The organism is Acinetobacter indicus, assembly GCF_009914475.1.
Taxonomy (GTDB): Bacteria; Pseudomonadota; Gammaproteobacteria; order Pseudomonadales; family Moraxellaceae; genus Acinetobacter; species Acinetobacter indicus.
Map to the genome: position 1 here is coordinate 2067779 of NZ_CP045198.1, position 21219 is coordinate 2088997.

Consider the following 21219-nt stretch of genomic DNA (forward strand, 5'->3'; position numbering starts at 1 on the left):
GGGCAACAGCAAGGCACAAGGCTGCCATAAACATGCACCAAGCGATTTGCCGCATTGCCATTGAAGGTAGGATAAAAAAAGCCGAATCGACTGATTCGGCTTTTTTTATTGATATTGGTTTACTGGGTTTCAATTTCGCGTAGGCGAATTAAACCTTCCTGGGTGGTGCTACAGACCAGCTCACCGTTTTGCCACATACGGCCAAAGTTCAGGCCACGCGAACTGTTGCTGATGGTGGCTTCCATGTCATATAGCATCCAGTCATCGACCCGGAATGGCTTATGAAAATACATGGCATGGTCGATACTGGCACATTGCAGACTTGGCGACAGATAACTCAGGCCATGCGGACGCAGCGCGGTGGTCATCAGGGTAAAGTCTGAATAAAAGGCAGCAATGGCCTGATGCAAGGCAATTTCATCCTGCTCCGCTGCAATCGGGCTATGTGTACGGATATAGTGCGCATAAGACGGCGCTTCCGGCTGCGGCTGAAACGGATTGCTTGGATTCACCGGGCGGATTTCCACATGACGGTCACGGGTAAAGCTGGCGCGAACGTTTTCTGGAATAAATTCGACAATGCTCTGCACCAGTTCTGCTTCATTTTTTAACTGTTCCGGTGCCGGATATTCAGGCTCGGAAATCTGGTAATTCAGCCCTTCTTCTGGCGCAGCAAAAGATACCATACACATAAAGATGGTCCGGCCATGCTGGATGGCTCGTACCTGACGGCTAACAAAGCTCTTGCCTTCACGAATCCGGTCCACTTCATAAATGATCGGTGCGTTGACATCGCCACCAAACAGGAAGTAGGCATGTAAGGAATGCGCCGGACGGTCGGTGGTATACGAGGCCGCACGCAGCGCCTGGCCCAGCACCTGTCCACCGAACACGCGCTTACCGACCAGATTGCGGCTGATGCCTCGGTAGATATTTTCTTCAAGTTTTTCCAGGCTAAGCAGTTCAACCAGTTCCTGAGTCAGTGCATTCATGCGGGGAAACCTATGTCGGGATATTTAAAAATCAAAACAAGCAAAATAGAAACAGCTCAATCTTGCCTATTTTGCCATATTTGTCGACTAAAACACTAAAGTTTAACTGACTGCCCTGTCACGGCTCCCGTATAATGCACCGCACTAAAAATACGATTTTTAACGATAAAATTGAGCACTAAAGATAGAATTTGTCAGAAAATGTCAGGCTATTTTTCGCTACAATTAGATTCATTATTTTTCCCTCAGATAATCTGCGGTACTGGTCATTGATTTAGGAGTTGGTATGTCCAAGAGTGGTTTTGGTCAAATTTATCGTCAGCTTTCAAGCAAACTGCTTGATCTGGTGGTAACCCCGCATGTACTGGGCGAGGTTCCTGCCGAAGCAGCAGCGACAGACCATTCAGAACAGCCGATCCAGAAAATTGTCTGCTATGTGCTACAGAACCATTCCCGCAGCAATGCCCTGGTCCTTGATGGTGAAACACGCCGCTTAAAGCTGCCGCCCGCATTAGACCCGATGCAGATTGGCCAGCACAAGGAAAAAGCTTCGATTCTGTTTCTACAGCACTATGATGAAAACAATCTGCTAAATCCGCCGCCGCACGCCTTTCCGCCGCGTTTGCTGCGTCTGATTGAGCTGCTGGAGCGGCACCCGGAACTGGATATTGAGCTGATTCCGGTCACGGTCCTCTGGGGCCGCGCGCCAGATAAAGAAGATTCCTGGCTCAAACTGCTCCTGACCGATACCTGGGCCACGCCGGGCACCGTCAAGCAGCTGGTCAATATTGGCCTGCATGGTCGCCAATCCTATCTGGAATTTCATGAGGCACAGTCTTTAAGAGCGATGGTGCAGACCGCCAAGATGCAGGCACCAAACCTGTCGCCGGCGACCTGTATTATTAATACCTTAAATAATTATTTAGACAGCCAGCGCGAAGTGGTATTAGGTCCGGATTTATCGGATCGCCGTAACGTCATGCACAGTCTGATTAAAGCGCCGGATGTACAAGAAGCCATTCGCCGCGAAAGCATCCGCAGTAAAATCAGCATGATTGAAGCCGAGCGCCGTGCCATTGGCTATTTAAATGAAATCGTGTCGGACTATTCCTATGCCGCCATCCGCTTTGCTGAAACGGCGCTAACCCGTTTATGGACCCAGCTCTATGATGGCGTCGAGGTGCATAATTTCAGCACCGTGCGTGAACTGGCCAAAGACTACGAAATTATTTATACCCCGTGCCATCGCAGTCATATCGACTATTTATTGCTGTCTTATGTGATTTATAAACGCGGCATGATGGTGCCGTATATTGCGGCTGGCGATAACCTGAACATGCCCTTTGTCGGTCAGTTATTACGCGGTGGCGGAGCCTTCTTTATTCGCCGGACTTTCCGTGGCAATGGCCTGTACACCACCGTATTTAAGGAATATCTGTACAGCATTCTGTCGCGCAACACGCCGCTGGAATACTTTATTGAAGGCGGCCGTTCACGTACCGGCCGCTTGTTGCCACCAAAAACCGGTATGCTGGCCATGACCGTACATGGACATTTACGTGGCCGCGCCAAACCGATTGCCTTTGTGCCAACCTATATTGGCTATGAACGCCTGATGGAAGGTTCGACCTATGTCGGTGAAATGCAGGGTAAACCGAAAGAGGCCGAATCCATTGTCGGTATTCTGAAAACCTTGAGAAAAATCGAGCGTATTTTTGGCAAGGTGCATGTGAATTTTGGCGAGCCAGTGTTTTTAGATGACATGCTAAAACAGCATGGCGCCGAGCAGATCAGTATCGAAAAAAATGACGATCCGATTCCGCAGGAAGTATCCGATGCGGTAAACAGCTCGGCCTATGCGATTCTGGAAAACATTAACCGCGCCGTGGTAATTAACCCGGTATCGCTGTTATCGCTGATTTTGCTGGGCACGCCAAAACATACCTTAGATGAAGCGATCTGTATCAAGCAGCTGGATACCTATCGTGACCTGCTTACTGCCCTGCCTTACGATGAGCGCACCCACATCACCCCGCTTTCAGGCAAGGAAATTATTGCCTACGGTCTGAAGCTGAAACTGATCAAACGTGTACAACACGTTCTGGGCGATATTATTGCCATTGAAGACAATCAGGCGGTGTTGCTGACCTACTTCCGCAACAATATTCTGCATGCCTTTGTCCTGCCATCTCTGGTAGCGGCACTGGTTGAACACAATGGTTCGATCAAGCGCGGCGATCTGATTAATGTAATTCGCACGCTGTATCCGTTCCTGAAAGCCGAGCTGTTCCTGAAATGGAATGAAGCAGAACTGAAACAGCAGATCTGTGCCTATGCCGATGGGCTAATTCAGGCCAAGCTGATTAGTGAAGATGCTGAAGGGAATCTGCTTTCTCCGGCACCGAACAGTGAAGATCATAACCAACTGGTGGTGCTGGCTGCGCCGGTGATGCAAAGCCTGGAACGCTACTACATGACCCTGGCGCTGATTACCCAGCGTGGTTCGGGCAATATTTCCGCCCGTCAGGTTGAAGAACTGAGTCATCTGGTGGGTCAGCGTTTATCGGTGCTGTATGAGTTCAACTCACCGGAATTCTTCGATAAGGCCCTGTTCCAGAGCTTTATTAAAGTGCTGACCCAGCAAGGCTATATCAGCACCAACAGCGACAATGCCATTGTCTTTGATGAGAACTTTAGCAATGTGGCGCAGTATGCCAATCTGGTGCTGGATGATGTAACCCTGCAAATGCTGCAACACATCACCACCTTTAGCGATGAAGAACTGAAAGATGCACTAGATGCACTAGCCGCACAGCAAGCCAAACGTCGCTTAAAACGTAAAAAGAAATAAAAAACCGTCCATAACCCGTATCTTTGCCTTCGTGCAAAGGTGCGGGAAATATAAGCCATCCTCAATAAAATTAAAAATTCTTAGTTCACATCCGCTTGCTGTAACAGGGCCAGATAATCCTGAAAACAGTCATCATGCTGTAACTTAAAACCACTGTCCTGCATCCGTTTCGGTCGAATCCGCTTGCCGGTTTCGTGCGGACTGGTCAGGGTTAATAACGGCCGATGTAGCTGCTGCTGAAACCATTGCACCACTTCATGCAGCAGTTGCGGCTGACCATTACTGACAATATAACTCTCCTGCAGATGTTCCACGTGAATCATCTGTGCCAGAAAACGCGCCAGATCATCAATATGAATCCGGTTAGACCAGTGCCGGTTTGGATATTCAGTGAGCGTGTGCGCCAGCTTGACCATCCTTGCGATTGAGCTGCCATAAATACCGCTGGGCCGGATAATGGTGCAACGCTCCGGATAAGCGCTTAAATAGGCCTGCTCCATCTTGAGCAGAATGTCTGCCTGTGCATCTGGCGGCTGAAGCAGTGTGGTATCCTCAATCCATTCCCCGGCATTTTGTCCATACACCCGGGTCGATGACACCACCACCATGCGCCGCACCGGATGCGCTGCCAGCGCCGTTACAATTGGTTGCACCGAATCCAGATAGGTCTGCTGATAGGCCTCCGGCGTACTCTGCCCCGGACTGAGCAGCACATAGACCCAGTCAATGGGCGCCAGCTGGCTTAAATCCAGCTGCTGCACATCCTGAATCAGATGCGTTGCATGCACATCACTTTTCCGGCTGCGGCTAATTGTGGTAATTTGGTGGCCGGCTTGAAATAGTTGTTTAGCCACACGTGCAGATGTTTTACCATAACCGATAAATAAAATATGCATAACCCACTTGCTCATTACCATTGTTGAGGGGACATGGCCGCAGTCCATCAATTACAAGGCGTTGGCGCTGCTGCTGCCGCGTTACTGGAAAAACTGAATATTTTCACCACAGATGACCTACTGTTTCATCTGCCGCGTGATTATGAAGATCGTAGCACGATCATTCCGATGAACCAATTGAACGTCGGCCGCAGCTATTTACTGGAAGGCATTGTCAAAGGGGTCGATTTCCCACCCGGCAAACGCAAGTCGATGGCAATTCTGCTGGATGATGACAGCGCCAAAGTCACCTTACGTTTTTATCATATTTATAAAGGCCTAACCGACCGTGCCAAAGTCGGCAACCGCCTGCGCGTGTTTGGTGAAGTCCGGGTCGGCGCACGTGGTCTGGAAATGTATCATCCGGAAATCCAGCTGATCAGCGAGCATACTCCGCTGCCGAAAACCCAACTCACGGCGATTTACCCAAGCACCGAAGGGCTGACCCAGCCCAAACTGCGCGACTATGTCAAACAGGCGCTGAAACAGCACAGTGATGATCTGCCGGAACTGTTGCCGGAAAAATTTACCAACGGCTATGCACTGAAACAGGCGCTGGAATATATCCATGAACCGCCAACCAGTGCCAATATGCTGCAGCTTGGTCAGGGTTCGCATCCGGCCCAGCAGCGGCTGATTTTTGAAGAACTGGTGGCACATCAGGTCAGTTTATTGACCCGCCGTGCTTATATTCAGCAGATTGAAGCGCCAGCTTTTGCGCCCAGCCAACATCTGGCCAAGCAGTTACTGGCCTGCTTACCGTTTAGCATGACCGGCGCACAAAAACGAGTGTCCAAGGAAATTATCCAGGACCTGAAACAAAACAAGCCGATGCTGCGGCTGGTACAAGGTGATGTCGGCGCCGGCAAAACACTGGTGGCGGCGGTGGCGGCCTGTCATGCACTGGAAGAAGGCTGGCAGGTGGCGCTGATGGCACCGACTGAGATTCTGGCTGAACAACATTATTTAAACTTTAAACGCTGGTTTGAACCTTTGGGACTGACCGTATCCTGGCTCTCTGGCAAACAGAAAGGCAAGGCCCGCGCCAGCGCCGAACAGATTATTCAGGATGGCAGCGCCCAGCTGGTGGTCGGCACCCATGCGCTGTTTCAGGACAATGTCGAATTTGCCAAGCTGGGACTGGTGATTATTGATGAGCAGCACCGCTTTGGGGTCGATCAGCGGCTGGCCTTAAGAAACAAGGGCCTGAATCACATGACTCCGCATCAGCTGGTGATGACCGCCACCCCAATTCCACGTACGCTGGCGATGTCCGCCTATGGCGATCTGGACACTTCCATTATTGATGAGCTGCCGCCGGGCCGTACCCCGATTCAGACCGTGACCATTCCACTGGACCGGCGCGAACAGGTACTACAGCGTATTGCCAGCAACTGTGCCGAAGGCAAACAGGCCTATTGGGTCTGCACCCTGGTCGAACAGTCAGAAACGTTGGATGCGCAAGCTGCCGAAGCGACTTTTGCTGAAATCAAGGAACGCTTTCCGGAACTGAATATTGGTCTGGTGCATGGCAAAATGAAGGCTGATGACAAACAGGCGGTGATGCAGCAGTTTAAAGACAACCAGCTACAATTGCTGATTGCCACCACCGTGATTGAAGTCGGCGTCGATGTCCCGAATGCTTCAATTATGGTGATTGAAAATGCCGAGCGTTTAGGGCTGTCGCAATTGCATCAGCTGCGTGGCAGGGTCGGTCGGGGCGCCAAAGCCAGTTTCTGTGCCCTGCTGTATAAGCATCCGCTGTCGCAAAACGGCCAGGAACGGCTGCGGATTTTAAGAGAAAGCAATGATGGCTTTGTGATTGCCGAAAAAGATCTGGAACTGCGCGGCCCCGGGGAGTTGCTGGGCACCAAACAAACCGGCGATATGGGCTTTCGGGTGGCCAAGCTGGAACGCGATGATCATCTGCTGAATCAGGCACATTATGTGGCCCAGCAGATGCTGAAAGATTATCCCGAGCAGGCCGAGGCCCTGCTCAAACGCTGGCTGCCGGAAGCACCACGTTATGCCTATGTTTAAGCTGCTGGCGCATAGCCGTACGCTATTACAAAAATTACTGCCCTGCCAGCTCTGTGGCAGTGCGGCCCAGCAGCAGTACCGGGTCTGTGCAGATTGCTTGCAGCAACTGCCATGGTTAAAAGCAAACGTCTACCGGCAGGAAACCGAGATTCAGGTGGCCTGTCATTATCGTTATCCAGTCGACCGGATGATTCAGCAATTCAAATATGAGCAGCAACTGCATTATCAGTCTTTACTGGCGGGCAGCCTGTGTGAATTGACCTATCCACGGGTACAGGCCATTGTCCCGATGCCGGTGGCAACCGAGCGACTGGCAGAGCGTGGCTATCATCATACCCTGCTGCTGGCTCAGGTGCTGGCACGCCATTTACAGCTACCAATCTGGCAACCGGTTGTACGGCGCCATCAACACAGTCAAAAAGGCTTAAGCCGCTTGGAACGACTGGAAAATCTGGACCAGCAATTCCAGCTGCGACCCGATGCCGGCCGGCCTTATCGCCGGGTATTAATTGTCGATGATGTGGTCACCACCGGCAGCTCAATTCGTGCACTGAAACAGCAGCTGGAGCAACTTGGCTGTCACAAGGTCTATGCGGTGTGTATTGCCAGTGCCGATGGTTAAATCATCTGAAAAACAGCCAGCCTTAAGCCGACTGTAACAGATGCTGTTTCACCCAGGGAATCACCACTTCTGTGGTTAACGGTGCCAGACGTGTCGTCTTATCCTCCAGTTCAATCCATTTCATTTCCGCAATTTCTGCCTGAACCTGCGGGTCCTGATCGAGCTGCACATAATAGACATAACTGACCAGACGATGATCCGGCTCATTGGCTGTAGCGGTTTCAAAACGGCCAACAAACTGTTTAATCTGGGCCTGACAGCCAATTTCCTCCGCAATTTCCCGGCAGATGGTCTGCTCCGGTGGCTCATTGCTTTCCAGCTTGCCGCCAACCTGCATAAAACATTGGGTGTGCTGTTTGCGTACCAGCAGCAATTGCTGCTGCTCGTTCAGAATAATGGCCGCAGCTACGGTAATGGTGTTCATATTTATTTCACCAAGGCCTGACGGTCGGCCATACCCCATTTCGGTTCAGGTGCCTGAAAGCGTTCAAACTGGCTTAAAATCTCATCCATAGAATCAGACACAATTAACGCCTCGGTAAAACGTGCATGGGTAAAGCCCTTGTCAGTAGTCATGCGAATAAAGCACAGCAGATCATCATAAAAACCTTCAACATTTAAAAAGGCATTCGGTTTTAAATGAATTCCCAGCTGGGCCCAGGTCCACTGCTCAAAAATTTCTTCCAGCGTACCGGCACCGCCCGGCATGGCAATAAAGGCATCGGACAGTTCTGACATTTTGGTTTTACGCTCATGCATATTTTTTACCACATGCAGCTCGGTTAAACCGGGATGGGCCAGCTCGCGATCAACCAGCGGCTCCGGAATCACGCCAATTACGGCACCACCGGCCTGCAAGGCACTGTCTGCGACCACGCCCATTAACCCGGAGCGACCACCACCATAGACCAGGGTTTTGCCCTGTTTTGCAATCGTTTGCCCGACCAGCTGCGCCGTGTCCACAAAAACCGCATCGGAACCTAAAGCCGAGCCACAGAAGACTGCAATTGAATTTGTCATTTTTTCACCATGTTCAGCGGCTATGATGCCGCAAATATACCCTTGAGCTGGTTTTTTAAATAAATTAGCACTTCAAACAGTGTTTTTAATCAAATCCTTGTCTAAAATACACCCATCAATAAAACCCATACTGCGCAAGGGAGAAAAGACTAATGCTTGAAGCCTTTTACGCCACAGAGCGCGGTAGTCTGGAAGATGCCACCATCAACGGCGGCTTCGACCTGCATCCAGAACTGGTCTGGATTGACCTGATCGCCCCTTCACAAGAAGAACAACAGTGGGTCATGGACGCCTACCGGCAGGATTTACCCACCTTAAAGTCCCTGGAAGACATTTCCTCATCTGCCCGATTTTACCGTGATGATGATGGGGTTTTACACATCAGCACCTATTTTTTAACGAAAAATAAAAACTATCAGGTCGATGATGAATCGGAAGAAAATTCCAGTATTCTCGCCACGGTACAAACCGTTGCCTTTATTTTAAACCGGGACCGTCTGCTAACCCTGCGCGGTGAAAAACTGGTGGCCTTTCGTGCTTTTCGGGCCCGTGCACGACGCAATGATTATGAAATTGATTATAAAGACCCGACCTGGGTGCTGCTCGGGCTGTTAGAAGCCAAGCTGGATGAACTTGCGGATATCTTGGAAGATATCCACAAGGACCTGGAAAAATACTCCACCGAAGTGCTGAATAACCGCCACCGGGAAATGATTTTAGACCTTGATGACATGATTACCCGGCTGGCACAACTGGAAGATATGCTTGGAAAAGCCCAGCTCTGTCTAATTGATTTACGCCGAGTACTGACCTTTTTAGCCCGTCCACGTGCTTTGGGCAGTCATATTTATGATGCCGATATCCGTGAACTGAGTGAAGATGTACGCTCGCTGGTCGAACACGACGCCTTCCTGTTCCAGAAAGTACGCTTCCTGCTCGATACTACTTCGGGTTTCATTAACACCGAACAGAATGACACCATCCGTCGCTTCTCGATTTTACCAAGTATGCTGGCACCGCCAATGCTGGTGGCCAGTGTTTATGGCATGAACACCGACGTACTGCCTTTTGCCAAAGGCACCACCAGTTTTATTATTGTCAGTATTATCCTGATTGGCTTCTTTATCGGGCCGCTGATTTACTTCAGATGGAAGAAATGGATTTAATGCGACACGTCCTCTCTCCCTGAGGGAGAGAGTTAGAGAGAGGGCTGGTTTCGCTAATCTTCTATCCCTCCTCACCTCCCTTGAGTCAAGCGAGAAACTTAATGCCATAAAAAAAGCACCTCGGTTGAGGTGCTTTTTGTTTAAGCGCTGAGCTGTAAATCATCCTGCAAATGACAGGATTGAATAATCTTCATCATTTTTTCCGGGACGGCTTTAAAGACCAGCCCTTGCGCATCCGGGGTCTGTCTTAACCAGCGTACCAGCACGGCCAGTGCCAGGGTACTGCCCTGCTCAAGTTCGGCCAGATTCACCACCACCGGGGCGGGCTGCTGTTGAATCAGCTGCAAGCCCTGCTGGTAATACTGCTCGGCATTGTTAAAGTCAATTTTCCCGGAAACTCGCAGTTCCTGATTTACATATTCAATCACAGCACGTCCTATTATTTTTTATCAACCGCAGCTTCTGCATCTGGTTTAAAGGTCGCAATCGCTTTATCAATATTGCCGCCATTACGTTTGACGTTGGCTGCAAACTGGTTACGGAACTGCAGACCTAAATCAATCCCGGATACGTTGATGTTACGGATTTTCCACTGATTGCCTTTATCGACCAGCTGGAACGATACCGGAATTTTCTCGCCTTTGTTGTTAAAGTCGATGGTCACTACCGGGTTCTTGCTGTTGCTGGCTTTATACGGACGTAAGGTATAAGTCTGGTTGCTGAATTTCGCAAAGGCTGAACCGTAGTTTTCAATCAGGGTTTCACGGAAATTCTTTTCAAACTGGGCACGCTGGGCAGCCGAACTGTACTGATTGGTCGCATAGGTTCCCATCACAATACGGGTAAAGGCTTGCGAATCGATATACGGATCAAGGTTCTGGCGCACAATGGTTTTCACCAAGGCCGGATTATTTTGCAGTTTGGCATGATCGGCTTTTAAACGCGAAATCAGGCCATCCGCCACTTTCTTGATAAATGCGGGAGGAGTTTCGGTTGGTGCAGCAAATGCACTACCTGCCACCAGCGTGGCCAAAACACTTGCGGTCAAGGTTTGTTTGAACAATGTCTTCACTAAAATTTCTCCTCTCAATTACTCAACAAATGACACTTCTGCATCTGTTGTTTCAGCGGATGTCTCATCTGCCGGGTTATCGGATGATGACTTGTTGCCTGCGCCGCCGGTTACAAACTTGGTCACAAGGTCTTCAATTTCCATGGTGCTTTGGGTATTGCTGATTTGATCACCACGTTTTAAATAATTCAGACCACCACCCGGTACAATCTTCAGGTACTTCTCACCCAAAAGACCATTGGTTGCTACCATTATGTAAGCATCTTCATCGATATTGGTGATGGAGGTCATGTTATCCAATAGTTGCTTTTCCATTGCTTTTTGTTGCGCAGGATCGGCTTCGCTGTATTCGCTGCTGTAACGCAACTCTTCCAGAGCATATTGTTGCACCTGTTGTAACTGTTCCTGATTAAAGGTGGTCAGCTCACCATCCAGAATCATGGTCACAGTGGCCAGACGCGTCACCGGGTCTAAAGTAATAGATTCAACCTGCCCGACTTTAACCCCACTTAAGGCCACTTTGGCACGTGGTTTAATCCCGTTAATATTGTCAAACGTTGCAGTCATGGAATAACTGTCCTGAATGGTGGTGCCCACCAGACCACTGACCCGCATCGCCAGGAAGAATAAAGCAATACCAAACAGAATGACAAAAACACCGACGGCCAGCTCACTAGTACGTGATTTCATTAAACACCTCCGAACATGACCGCAGTCAATACGAAATCAAAACCTAAAACACAAAGCGATGAATACACCACGGTACGCGTGGTAGATGTCGCGATACCTTCAGACGTAGGCTCGCAGGCATAGCCTTGGTAGACCGCAATCCAGGTACAAATTAATGCAAAAACAAAACTTTTAATAATGGTGCCGTTAAAGATATCTTTATAGAACTGCACGGTGCTTTCCATACCGCTCCAGTAAGAGCCTTCATCGGCGCCTAAAAAATCTACCCCAACGAATTTACCGCCCATAATGCCGACTGCAGCAAAAATCACGGATAGCATCGGCAAGCTGAAAATACCGGCCCATAAACGTGGCGAGATGACCCGTTTTAAAGGATCCACCCCGATCATTTCCATACTGGACAACTGTTCGGTGGCTTTCATCAGGCCAATTTCAGCAGTTAAAGCAGAACCGGCACGGCCAGCAAATAACAGGGCCGCAACCACCGGTGCCAATTCACGCAGCAAGGTTAAGGCCACAGCAGTACCCAGCATGGCTTCACTGCCGAAGGTCACCAGAATGCTGTACATTTGCAGGCCCAGCACCGCCCCAATAAATAAACCCGACACCACAATAATCAGCAGTGACATCACCCCGACGCGGTACATCTGGTAAATAAACAGTTTCACGCCAATCCAGGTTGGCATGGAAAATAAAATCTGGAGCAGCATTAATGTGGCAACGCCTATACCACGTACCCGCTCAATCACACGGCGTCCTAATGCAGCAATCGCATTCATGCTGAATGCACCTCATGACTTAAATAGGGTTGATGGCTAAACTGATAGTCGACCGGGCCTTCAACTGAACCGGTTAAGAACTGACGTACAAAAGGCGAGGCATGCTGCTTTAATTGTTCTGGGGTGCCTTCACCCTGCACTTTCCCTTCCGCCACCACATAAATATAGTCGGCAATGGAGAAGGTTTCAGCCACATCATGCGACACAATAATGGTGGTTAAATCCAGCGCTTCACGCAATGAACGGATTAAACGGGTCAATACACCCATCACAATCGGGTCCTGACCGGCAAAAGGTTCATCGTACATAATCAGTTCCGGGTCCAGCGCAATGGCACGCGCCAAAGCCACACGACGGTTCATCCCGCCAGACAGTTCAGACGGCATGAGCTGCTCGGCACCACGCAAACCCACCGATTCCAGCTTTAAAGCCACCAGTTCGGCAATAAGATGTTCGGGTAAACGGGTATGTGCACGAATCGGGAAGGCCACGTTTTCATAAACCGTCATATCGGTAAACAAGGCACCGCTTTGAAACAGCATGCCCATTCGCGCCCGTGCTGCAAACAGCTCCTGACGTGACATTTTCCCGATATTCTTGCCATCGAGCAGCACTTCACCCTGATCCGGAGTGAGCTGCCCGCCAATTAAACGCAGCAAGGTGGTTTTACCCGTGCCTGACGGTCCCATAATTGCAGTAATCTGCCCACGTCGAATTTTTAAGCTGACATTGTCGTAAATGACCCGCTCCCCTCGTTTAAAGCTCAGGTGATTGACTTCAATCAGTGCTGGCGCCTGTAGAGGTGTCTGATTATTCATAGCTGAGGATTTTCCTGCATTTTTTCAGCATGCATACTATAAAGGATTGGAGAACAAATTGTTATCTATGAAATTCTTTTAAACTGTGTACAAGTTGTACGATTTTATTATGGTCTAATTTGAGCGTAGAAACAAAGAGATGCAGCTTAGGCAAAAGTTCTGTAAATAAAAAAGATGAGGTTACAGAGCAGCAAAACCAAAAAAATATATGGCATAAGCACCTCTTTCATAGATGACACACCGGGCAGTTTGTGCGAATGATAATGAGACATCGCTTAATATATTCTTAAATAAACTTGAACCAGTATACATTTTCCTCACCAAAATTCAAATTTTCTCGCATAAAAAAACCGGTGCAAGCACCGGTTTTCTGAATTCGCTCAGTTCAACTTAGTCGTTGAATTTACGACGGCGGTCACCACCTTCACGGCGTGGACGGTCGCTGTTGAATTCGCGACGTGGACGGTCTTCACCGAATGAACGCGCTGGACGGTCGCCAAAATCACGCTTAGGGCGGTCACCGAAAGCACCTTCACGACGCGGTTTGTAGTCTACGCGGTTGCCACGGTTGTCATCATTGCTGTCAAAACGTGGACGCTCATTGAAACCACCTTCGCGACGCGGACGGTCACTGTTGAATTCACGGCGTGGACGGTCATCGAAAGAACGTTGTGGACGGTCGCCAAAGCCACCTTCACGACGTGGACGATCGCTGTTGAATTCGCGACGTGGACGGTCATCGAAAGAACGCTGTGGACGGTCGCCAAAGCCACCTTCACGACGCGGACGATCGCTGTTGAATTCACGACGTGGACGATCTTCGCCAAATGGACGCTCGCCACGTGGTTTGTCATCGAAGCTGCGACGTGGACGGTCATCACCGCCTTCACGACGTTTGAAGTTGCTTTCGCCTTCAAAACGACGGCCACCGCCGAAACCACCACGGCCACCGCGACCACCGTCACGTTTACCACCACGACCGCCGTCACGACGTGGACGTGCTGGAGGTGGAGATGGCTCTAAACCTTCAATTTCAGATACTTCTAAACGTGCATCTAAGTAATCTTCAAGCGCACGAATTTTACCGCGTTCACGGTAAGTCGCCAAAGTAATCGCTTTACCAGTACGACCGGCACGACCAGTACGGCCAATACGGTGTACATAGTCTTCGTTCTTCATTGGCAGACCGAAGTTAATCACGTGAGAAATAGTCGGTACGTCCAGACCACGCGCTGCAACGTCAGTTGCAACTAAAATCTTGGCACGACCTTCACGAATGCTGCGTAAACGGCGGTTACGAACGGTTTGTGGCATTGCACCATGCAGCGCAACAACTGAGTGACCTGCTTCAGCCAGTTCTTCAGCCAGCATATCGGTATCTTCTTGGGTAGAAGCGAATACAACGGCCTGATCAAGATCCTGTTCGCTCAACCAGTGCGTCAACAGTTTTTTCTTGTGCTCGAAACCATCAGTCCAGTGCAGCGTTTGAGTGATGTCCGTATTGGTAGAGTGACCGGTTTCGATCGCAATACGTTCTGGCTCATTCATCATACGTTCAGCAAGCGTGATGATACGTGGTGCAAATGTCGCAGAGAACATTAAGGTCTGTTCGCGGTTTGCAGCCAAATCACTGATTGCTTCCAGGTCTTCAGAGAAACCCAGGTCCAGCATACGGTCAGCTTCGTCAACGATTAACGCATTAACTTTGTCGAGTTTGATTTGACGACGGTTGACAAGGTCAAGTAGACGACCTGGCGTCGCTACAACCACTTGTGCACCTTTTAACTGTTGAATTTGTTTACCAAAAGGCATACCACCCATGATCGCAGCAATACGAACACCTTTCATGTGACGTACAAATGCAATCGCGTCCTGGCTCACCTGTTGAGCAAGTTCACGTGTTGGGCAAAGTACCAGAATAGATGGCTGAGTAATGGCTTTCATACGTTCTTTAAACGGAACGAATGTGTCCTGGTTTGCAAGTGCGTTCAGCGTTGGGAGAAGGAACGCTGCAGTTTTACCCGAACCGGTTTGGCTTGATACAAGAAGATCTTTACCTTCTAATGCCGCAGGAATTGACTGTTCCTGTACAGGCGTAGGCGCAGTAAAGCCAAGAGCGTCTAACGCTTGTTGTAAAGTTTCGTGTAGAGGAAAATCAGCAAAAGTTTTGCTCATAGAGTATTTCACCCGAGAATTGGGTGCTCCATAATAATAAAGTCAAATGGACATCGGCAAAAAGCGGCACAGCATTGAACGCTGAAAATTTAAGAATTCAGCGGCGATCCGAGTAACGACGATGTTGATATAACGCACGCATGATTACGGCTTAACCTGAAGGAATCGCTTTAGCGATTGGGGCGCGAGATATCGTCCTCTCTTTGGACCGCACGCGCATACACAATGATTAGAAGAGAAATGTTCAGGTAATGAACGGAAATTAAGTGCGTGGGCGGATTATAGCAGGATTATTTTAAAAGTCATCTAATTTAATCAACTTTTGCGTTAATTTCTGTACCAGTCGTTAAACTTGAATTAAATCAAGCACAAATAACAGGCAAAAAAAACAGCCCGACTGGGCGGGCTGTTTTTTAAGGCTTGGGAGCAAGCCTTGTCATTTCACTCAATGCGTCTATTATTTTGCCGCGTCGCCCCAGGCAGGTACTACTGCCTTCATTAAAGGCTTCAGCATTTTCATAGAACACGCAAGTACCTGACCATTGTCCATAGAATCGCTGCCACCACGTGCATCCACTACAGTACCACCAGCTTCTTTGACGATTAACTCGCCCGCTGCGATATCCCACGGTTTTAGGCCCAGCTCGAAATAGCCATCTAAACGGCCAGCTGCCACATAAGCCAGATCCAGCGCAGCAGAACCTGCACGGCGATATTGCGCACCAGCTTCAGTCACGTTCAATAATGATTCGAAATGGTTTTTGGCATACGACACCACTTCACCATTACGTTTGGCGCGGTAAGCATGACCCACAGCCAGGAACGTATTCTCCAGGCTGTCTTTAACATTCACGCGGATACGGCGCTGATTAAGCATGGCACCACGACCACGGCTGGCAGAGAACAATTCGTCTTTGACTGGATCATAGATCACGCCGTGCTGAGTCACGCCTTTGTGCTGAACAGCAATAGAGATACAGAAATGCGGAAAACCGTTGATGAAGTTAAGCGTACCGTCTAAAGGATCGATCACCCAGCACCAATCGGCGTCATGACCTTTACCTTCTTGCAGACCGAACTCTTCACCCAAGAAACTGTGATTTTTATAGCTTTTACGTAGGGTATCGATGGTCAACTGTTCCAGGTAACGGTCAACACGCGTTACTGGACCATCAATTCCTTTTTCTTCGACTTGTAGATCGAGTTTATGACGATTCTGATGCGCTTTTAAAAGCTCTTGACCAACTGTTTGAGCCGCACGCGCAGCCATCACCACCATAGGTTCCATTGAACACCCACTACAAATTTGAAGATACTGATAAAGAATAATGCATAAAAGCCCCAACATTTTAGCAAATATTGGGGCTTTTGGGGAATAAATGTTTCTAAAATTTATTGCTTCAGGATGAAACGCTCTCGGTCAGCTTGTTCCAGGCCTGGGTCATGGCCTGCTCGATACCGGCGGCATCAAGACCGGCCTGCTGCAACATCTGGCTATGTGTGGCCTGTTGCATAAAGCTGTCATCCAGGCCTAAGTGAATAATAGGCTTGACCAGCTGAGCCTTGGCCAGATATTCACTGACGGCACTGCCCGCGCCGCCCATCACTGCATGTTCTTCTACGGTTACAAACAGCTGGGTGTTTTCAGCCAGGCGTTCAATCATGGCTTCATCCAGCGGTTTCACAAAACGCATGTTCACCACTTGCACGGCAATGTCATGCCGGGCTGCAAATGCCTGTGCTGCTTCAATGGCCGGATAGACCCGGCTACCAAAGGCCAAAATGGCAATCTGCTCATCCGACTGTTCATTAAAACGCGCCACAATTTCTGCCTGACCAATCTCCATCAGGTTCAATTGCTGCTGAATTTCGACTCCAACGCCATTACCGCGTGGATAACGCACCGCTGCCGGCCCCGGATAATGATAAGCCGTGTGCAGCATCTGGCGGCATTCATTTTCATCTTTTGGCGCCATAATCACCATATTCGGTACGGTGCGCATATAGGCGTAATCGTAGGCACCGGCATGGGTTGGACCATCTTCACCGACCAGACCAGCCCGGTCGATACCGAAGGTGACATCCAGATTTTGTAGCGCCACATCATGAATCAGCTGATCATAACCACGTTGCAGGAAGGTCGAATAAATTGCGACCACAGGTTTTAAACCTTCACAAGCCATTCCGGCGGCCAAGGTCACGGCATGCTGTTCAGCAATGGCTACGTCAAAGAAACGCTCCGGATATTGCTTGGCAAACTGCACCATGCCCGAACCTTCGCACATGGCCGGGGTAATCGCCAGCAGACGTGAATCTTGTGCAGCTTCATCGGATAGCCATTGGCCAAAAACATCGGAATATTTAGGTGCCGCTGCTGCAGACGCGCTGCTGTTGATTTTACTAATTGCGTGATATTTAATCTGGTCCGCTTCTGCCGGGGCAAAGCCTTTGCCCTTTTTGGTATAAACGTGGATTAAACGCGGGCCTTTACGCTTTTTCAGTGCCTGGAATACATTGACCAGCTGATCAACATCATGGCCATCAAAAGGACCAAAATAATCAAAACCAATCGCTTTAAATAAATTATCAGCCGCATCGGTTGCAGCACAATGCAAACGTGAGGTGTAGTTCCACTCGGGATGTGGCTGGATATAGGCCTCGCCAGCAGCATCAATATGCACGCTTTCGCCGCGCTGCCACAGCGCCGCCAGATGTTTGGCAAAACCACCGGTGCTGCAGGAAATTGACATATCATTGTCGTTTAAAATGACCATTAAATCGGCCTGATGCGCCACCGCATCATTCATGGCTTCAAAGGCCATGCCGGCGGTCATGGCACCATCACCAATAATTGCCACCACTTCACGCTGCTGCTGCTGATAACGGCTAGCCAGCGCCATGCCCAAACCGGCAGAAATCGCGGTGGATGAATGTCCGACGCCAAAGGTATCAAATTCAGATTCTTCACGGGCCGGAAACGCGGCCAGACCATCTTTGGCTCGAATGGTGGTCAGCTGTTCACGGCGTCCAGTTAAGGCTTTATGCGGATAAGCCTGATGACCGACATCCCAGATCAGACGGTCATGTGGCGTATTAAACGCATAATGCAAGGCCACAGTCAGTTCGATGACCCCTAAATTGGCACCGAAATGCCCGCCACTTTGCCCTGCTGCATACAAAATGAATTGACGTAACTCATCTGCCACTTGTGCTAACTGGCTTTGCGCGAGTAAACGTAATTGTTGTGGATGATCTATGCTATCCAGCAACGGTGTTACAGGGCGTTGAGTCGGTATTTCTGTATACAACATATGTGGCAAAGCCTTCTAAAGCCTGGCAAAACCTAAGCTAGGTCAAGGGGGAGTTACTCGATCATATAGTCGAATTGTACCATCTTCAATCAGCCACATTTCTAGCGATGTAGTTTTGAGCAATGATTTCAGTCGGGCAGTGTTTAGGTGGCGTAGATTATCCTGAATAACCTTGCTATTTATCAACTATTATCGTTCGCTTTCTACAAAAAAGAAAATCTTCTGCAGAAATTCAGCAATCCTATTCTACTAATGTCTGAGCATTAGGCTATACTTTAACGCATTCATGAACAATTTAACGGGTAAAACTGTGCCTATAGAATTTGTCGCAACGTCAAGACTACCAACCGCTTTTGGTGAATTTAAAATTACTGTATTTCAAGATCCGAAAACTGGCGAAGAGCATGTTGCACTGTCTAAAGGTCTGGAACAGGCCCCGACCGAACCGGTACTGGTTCGTGTCCATTCCGAGTGTTTAACCGGGGATGCCTTTGCTTCATTAAAATGTGACTGCGGCCCGCAATTACAGGCCACCCAACGCCTGATTAATGAAGCCGGACAAGGGGTGATTTTATATTTACGTCAGGAAGGACGCGGCATTGGCCTGACCAACAAGATTCGCGCCTATGCCCTGCAAGATCAGGGACATGACACGGTAGATGCCAATTTAATGCTGAATCTGCCTGCCGATGCCCGTCAATATGATATGTGCAGCATTATGCTGGATCATCTGCAAGTCAAAGCGGTGCGGTTAATTACCAATAACCCGCTGAAGATTGAAGCGCTCCGTGAGCAAGGGATTAATGTGGTGGATCGCGTGCCATTAACGGTGGGTTTAAACCCGTTTAATGAGCAGTATTTAAAGACCAAACATGAGCGTATGGCACATATGTACCAAAAAGATGACTTCTAAGTCATCTTTTTAGTTTTAAAACAATTCTTCTCAGATCTAAGGAATCCCATACCCGATATTGATTTAGATGACCGGCGACAGGGAGGTCGCCTTTCCGCTTATCTCGATTAAATGGCTTCTTTTTTAAACCATTTCAAATCAGCAGACTACCTGTATCAATAACATTGCATTCTGCACGAAGGTTTTTCTTTGTTACTTTGACGGGGCAAAGCAACCAAACCCCTTTATTTCACTGATATGGCATCCCTGCCATACAGTGAAATGGCGACCTCCCTGTCGCCGGGTCATGTGATTGAATGCTGAATTGGATAAGATAAAAATTAAATCGTCATTGAGAAAATACGGGTACTCGGTACTTTACGTTTTAAACGCAAATCAAACGCCATACAGATATTACGTACAAACGGTTTGCCCTGCTCCGTAACCTGTAAATGATCCTCAAACAGCGTTAACAAGCCATCTTCCTGCATTTCTTCCAGCTGCTTGAGCACCTCAGGCAATTCCGGGAACTGCATCTCTGGCTCGGCCCATGAGGTCTGGAAGCTGCACATCAAATTCAGGATATGCCGGCGAATCATCAGGTCCTCAGCGGTCAATACATGCCCGCGAAATACCGGAATTTCATTCTGTTCCAGTCGCGCATAATAATCTTCCAGGGTCTTTTCATTTTGCGCAAAGCTGTACCAGCTATCACTGATCGAAGACAATCCCAGGCCAATCATCAGCTGGGTTTTGGAAGCGGTATAGCCCATAAAGTTACGGTGCAGACTGCCCTGCTGAAAAGCCTGATACATGGCATCACTTTTCAGGGCAAAATGATCCATGCCAATTTCATGATAACCATGCGCCAGCAGTTTTTTCTTGCCCTCTTCATACAGGGTACGTTTCAGTTCATCTTTTGGCACATCATCATCTTTAAAACCGCGCTGGCCATTGCCTTTAATCCACGGCACATGTGCATAACTATAAAAGGCCAGACGGTCCGGATTTAACCGGGTAGTCTGCTGAATGGTATTTAAAACATCGTCCAGATTCTGAAAAGGCAAGCCAAAAACCAGATCATGCGAAATTGACGTGTAGCCAATATCACGCGCCCATTCGGTCACACGCTGCACATGTTCATAAGGCTGAATCCGGTGGATGGCTTTCTGGACCTTTTCATTATAGTCCTGCACGCCATAGCTGACCCGGCGAAAGCCCAGATCATACAGCGCTTGCAAATGTTCACGAGTGGTATTGTTCGGATGGCCTTCAAAACTGAATTCATGCTCGGGCGCCACTGTGGCTTTGCCCAGAATGCCCTGAATCAGCTGCTGTAAATGGGCTACAGAAAAGAAAGTCGGCGTGCCGCCACCCAAATGGATTTCTTTAATCATCGGCTGGTCTGGCAGCAACTGGCAATATAAATCCCACTCTTTCAGCACCGCCTGAATATACGGTTGCTCCACTTCATGGCGTTTGGTCACGCGCTTATGGCAACCGCAAAAGGTACATAAACTTTCGCAAAAGGGCAGATGAATATACAGGCTGATGCCTTCGCTGGCATTGGATTCAGCAAACGCGCGTTGCAGGCTCTGCTGCCAGGCCTCACGAGAAAAACTGGCCTCTTCCCAATACGGTACGGTCGGATAACTGGTATAGCGGGGTCCCGGAACATTGTATTTTTGTACGAGAGAACTGGCCGGTTTCAACATCTACATTGCTCCACTGCAATTGACCCTATGAGGTAGGCACAAGGCCCATATTCACTATTGTGCGGAGCTTAAAACAGGAATTCAACCTAGCCTTTTGGTCGGGAATCGGGAAGCTCATGCTGTTGCCTTTTTACTTAGATC

Annotated in this window: 18 protein-coding genes; 5 read left to right on the forward strand and 13 right to left on the reverse strand. The window is 49.0% G+C overall.

What is annotated here, in order from left to right; all coding sequences use genetic code 11:
* Positions 1 to 119: 119 nt before the first annotated feature.
* Positions 120 to 992, reverse strand: coding sequence for an acyl-CoA thioesterase (locus tag GA693_RS10265; protein WP_075167392.1), 873 nt, complete (start codon positions 990 to 992; stop codon positions 120 to 122).
* A 286-nt stretch (positions 993 to 1278) separates the two neighbouring features.
* Here GA693_RS10265 and plsB point away from each other — a divergent pair, with 286 nt between their 5' ends.
* Complete coding sequence (gene plsB, locus GA693_RS10270; RefSeq protein ID WP_160240936.1) at positions 1279 to 3843, forward strand: glycerol-3-phosphate 1-O-acyltransferase PlsB; 2565 nt, start codon at positions 1279 to 1281, stop codon at positions 3841 to 3843.
* Between the two features lie 80 nt (positions 3844 to 3923).
* Here the strand turns inward: plsB and GA693_RS10275 are convergent, their stop codons facing one another.
* The gene (locus tag GA693_RS10275) at positions 3924 to 4739 is read right to left on the reverse strand and encodes an NAD(P)H-binding protein (RefSeq protein ID WP_104488169.1); all 816 of its coding nucleotides are present in this window, start codon (positions 4737 to 4739) and stop codon (positions 3924 to 3926) included.
* Between the two features lie 33 nt (positions 4740 to 4772).
* On the opposite strand from GA693_RS10275, the gene recG reads away from it, so the two are divergent.
* On the forward strand, positions 4773 to 6818 hold the full coding sequence (gene recG, locus GA693_RS10280; RefSeq protein WP_160240935.1) for an ATP-dependent DNA helicase RecG: 2046 nt from the start codon (positions 4773 to 4775) through the stop codon (positions 6816 to 6818).
* The gene (locus GA693_RS10285) at positions 6805 to 7440 is read left to right on the forward strand and encodes a ComF family protein (RefSeq protein ID WP_160232300.1); all 636 of its coding nucleotides are present in this window, start codon (positions 6805 to 6807) and stop codon (positions 7438 to 7440) included. The genes recG and GA693_RS10285 overlap by 14 nt, the downstream gene beginning before the upstream one ends.
* Positions 7441 to 7462: 22 nt before the next feature.
* Here the strand turns inward: GA693_RS10285 and GA693_RS10290 are convergent, their stop codons facing one another.
* Together GA693_RS10290 and GA693_RS10295 are read right to left on the reverse strand one after the other, a co-directional pair.
* Positions 7463 to 7864: an NUDIX hydrolase gene (locus GA693_RS10290; protein WP_171502392.1), complete on the reverse strand. Its 402-nt coding sequence runs from the start codon at positions 7862 to 7864 to the stop codon at positions 7463 to 7465.
* Positions 7865 to 7866: 2 nt separating this feature from the next.
* Positions 7867 to 8460, reverse strand: coding sequence for an LOG family protein (locus tag GA693_RS10295; RefSeq protein WP_160240933.1), 594 nt, complete (start codon positions 8458 to 8460; stop codon positions 7867 to 7869).
* Positions 8461 to 8612: 152 nt separating this feature from the next.
* Here GA693_RS10295 and GA693_RS10300 point away from each other — a divergent pair, with 152 nt between their 5' ends.
* Positions 8613 to 9626 carry a CorA family divalent cation transporter gene (locus tag GA693_RS10300; protein ID WP_005180320.1) on the forward strand — a complete coding sequence of 338 codons (1014 nt, stop codon included), beginning with the start codon at positions 8613 to 8615 and terminating at the stop codon, positions 9624 to 9626.
* A 140-nt stretch (positions 9627 to 9766) separates the two neighbouring features.
* Here GA693_RS10300 and GA693_RS10305 read toward each other — a convergent pair whose 3' ends face one another.
* The 8 genes from GA693_RS10305 to dxs all read right to left on the reverse strand — a co-directional run bounded on the left by GA693_RS10305 (position 9767) and on the right by dxs (position 18471).
* The gene (locus tag GA693_RS10305; protein WP_045795311.1) at positions 9767 to 10054 is read right to left on the reverse strand and encodes an STAS domain-containing protein; all 288 of its coding nucleotides are present in this window, start codon (positions 10052 to 10054) and stop codon (positions 9767 to 9769) included.
* 11 nt (positions 10055 to 10065) lie between these two features.
* On the reverse strand, positions 10066 to 10698 hold the full coding sequence (locus GA693_RS10310; RefSeq protein WP_005180322.1) for an MlaC/ttg2D family ABC transporter substrate-binding protein: 633 nt from the start codon (positions 10696 to 10698) through the stop codon (positions 10066 to 10068).
* Positions 10699 to 10716: 18 nt separating this feature from the next.
* Entirely contained in the window at positions 10717 to 11388 is a 672-nt protein-coding gene (gene mlaD, locus GA693_RS10315) for an outer membrane lipid asymmetry maintenance protein MlaD (protein ID WP_075168244.1), read from the reverse strand.
* Positions 11388 to 12167, reverse strand: coding sequence for a lipid asymmetry maintenance ABC transporter permease subunit MlaE (mlaE, locus tag GA693_RS10320; RefSeq protein WP_005180328.1), 780 nt, complete (start codon positions 12165 to 12167; stop codon positions 11388 to 11390). The genes mlaD and mlaE overlap by 1 nt, the downstream gene beginning before the upstream one ends.
* A complete protein-coding gene (locus GA693_RS10325; protein ID WP_160240932.1) occupies positions 12164 to 12985 on the reverse strand; it encodes an ABC transporter ATP-binding protein in 822 nt (273 codons plus the stop codon). Before GA693_RS10325 ends, mlaE begins: the two co-directional genes overlap by 4 nt.
* Positions 12986 to 13375: 390 nt before the next feature.
* The gene (locus tag GA693_RS10330; protein WP_005180331.1) at positions 13376 to 15160 is read right to left on the reverse strand and encodes a DEAD/DEAH box helicase; all 1785 of its coding nucleotides are present in this window, start codon (positions 15158 to 15160) and stop codon (positions 13376 to 13378) included.
* 457 nt (positions 15161 to 15617) lie between these two features.
* Positions 15618 to 16448 carry an inositol monophosphatase family protein gene (locus tag GA693_RS10335; protein ID WP_034597976.1) on the reverse strand — a complete coding sequence of 277 codons (831 nt, stop codon included), beginning with the start codon at positions 16446 to 16448 and terminating at the stop codon, positions 15618 to 15620.
* Positions 16449 to 16560: 112 nt separating this feature from the next.
* The gene (dxs, locus tag GA693_RS10340; RefSeq protein WP_005180334.1) at positions 16561 to 18471 is read right to left on the reverse strand and encodes a 1-deoxy-D-xylulose-5-phosphate synthase; all 1911 of its coding nucleotides are present in this window, start codon (positions 18469 to 18471) and stop codon (positions 16561 to 16563) included.
* A 310-nt stretch (positions 18472 to 18781) separates the two neighbouring features.
* On the opposite strand from dxs, the gene ribA reads away from it, so the two are divergent.
* On the forward strand, positions 18782 to 19384 hold the full coding sequence (gene ribA, locus GA693_RS10345; protein ID WP_034598236.1) for a GTP cyclohydrolase II: 603 nt from the start codon (positions 18782 to 18784) through the stop codon (positions 19382 to 19384).
* Positions 19385 to 19704: 320 nt separating this feature from the next.
* Here ribA and hemN read toward each other — a convergent pair whose 3' ends face one another.
* Positions 19705 to 21078 (reverse strand): oxygen-independent coproporphyrinogen III oxidase, encoded by a 1374-nt coding sequence (gene hemN, locus GA693_RS10350; protein WP_160240931.1) that lies wholly within the window; start codon positions 21076 to 21078, stop codon positions 19705 to 19707.
* Between the last annotated feature and the right edge of the window lie 141 nt (positions 21079 to 21219).

Excerpts from the sequence above, each read along its gene's own strand:
- plsB (WP_160240936.1), top strand. The coding sequence starts at position 1,279 with ATGTCCAAGAGTGGTTTTGGTCAAATTTATCGTCAGCTTTCAAGCAAA.
- GA693_RS10330 (WP_005180331.1), bottom strand. The coding sequence starts at position 15,160 with ATGAGCAAAACTTTTGCTGATTTTCCTCTACACGAAACTTTACAACAA.
- GA693_RS10290 (WP_171502392.1), bottom strand. The coding sequence starts at position 7,864 with ATGAACACCATTACCGTAGCTGCGGCCATTATTCTGAACGAGCAGCAG.
- recG (WP_160240935.1), top strand. The coding sequence starts at position 4,773 with ATGGCCGCAGTCCATCAATTACAAGGCGTTGGCGCTGCTGCTGCCGCG.
- GA693_RS10275 (WP_104488169.1), bottom strand. The coding sequence starts at position 4,739 with ATGCATATTTTATTTATCGGTTATGGTAAAACATCTGCACGTGTGGCT.
- GA693_RS10325 (WP_160240932.1), bottom strand. The coding sequence starts at position 12,985 with ATGAATAATCAGACACCTCTACAGGCGCCAGCACTGATTGAAGTCAAT.
- mlaE (WP_005180328.1), bottom strand. The coding sequence starts at position 12,167 with ATGAATGCGATTGCTGCATTAGGACGCCGTGTGATTGAGCGGGTACGT.
- mlaD (WP_075168244.1), bottom strand. The coding sequence starts at position 11,388 with ATGAAATCACGTACTAGTGAGCTGGCCGTCGGTGTTTTTGTCATTCTG.
- GA693_RS10335 (WP_034597976.1), bottom strand. The coding sequence starts at position 16,448 with ATGGAACCTATGGTGGTGATGGCTGCGCGTGCGGCTCAAACAGTTGGT.
- GA693_RS10265 (WP_075167392.1), bottom strand. The coding sequence starts at position 992 with ATGAATGCACTGACTCAGGAACTGGTTGAACTGCTTAGCCTGGAAAAA.
- hemN (WP_160240931.1), bottom strand. The coding sequence starts at position 21,078 with ATGTTGAAACCGGCCAGTTCTCTCGTACAAAAATACAATGTTCCGGGA.
- GA693_RS10295 (WP_160240933.1), bottom strand. The coding sequence starts at position 8,460 with ATGACAAATTCAATTGCAGTCTTCTGTGGCTCGGCTTTAGGTTCCGAT.
- GA693_RS10300 (WP_005180320.1), top strand. The coding sequence starts at position 8,613 with ATGCTTGAAGCCTTTTACGCCACAGAGCGCGGTAGTCTGGAAGATGCC.
- GA693_RS10285 (WP_160232300.1), top strand. The coding sequence starts at position 6,805 with ATGCCTATGTTTAAGCTGCTGGCGCATAGCCGTACGCTATTACAAAAA.
- dxs (WP_005180334.1), bottom strand. The coding sequence starts at position 18,471 with ATGTTGTATACAGAAATACCGACTCAACGCCCTGTAACACCGTTGCTG.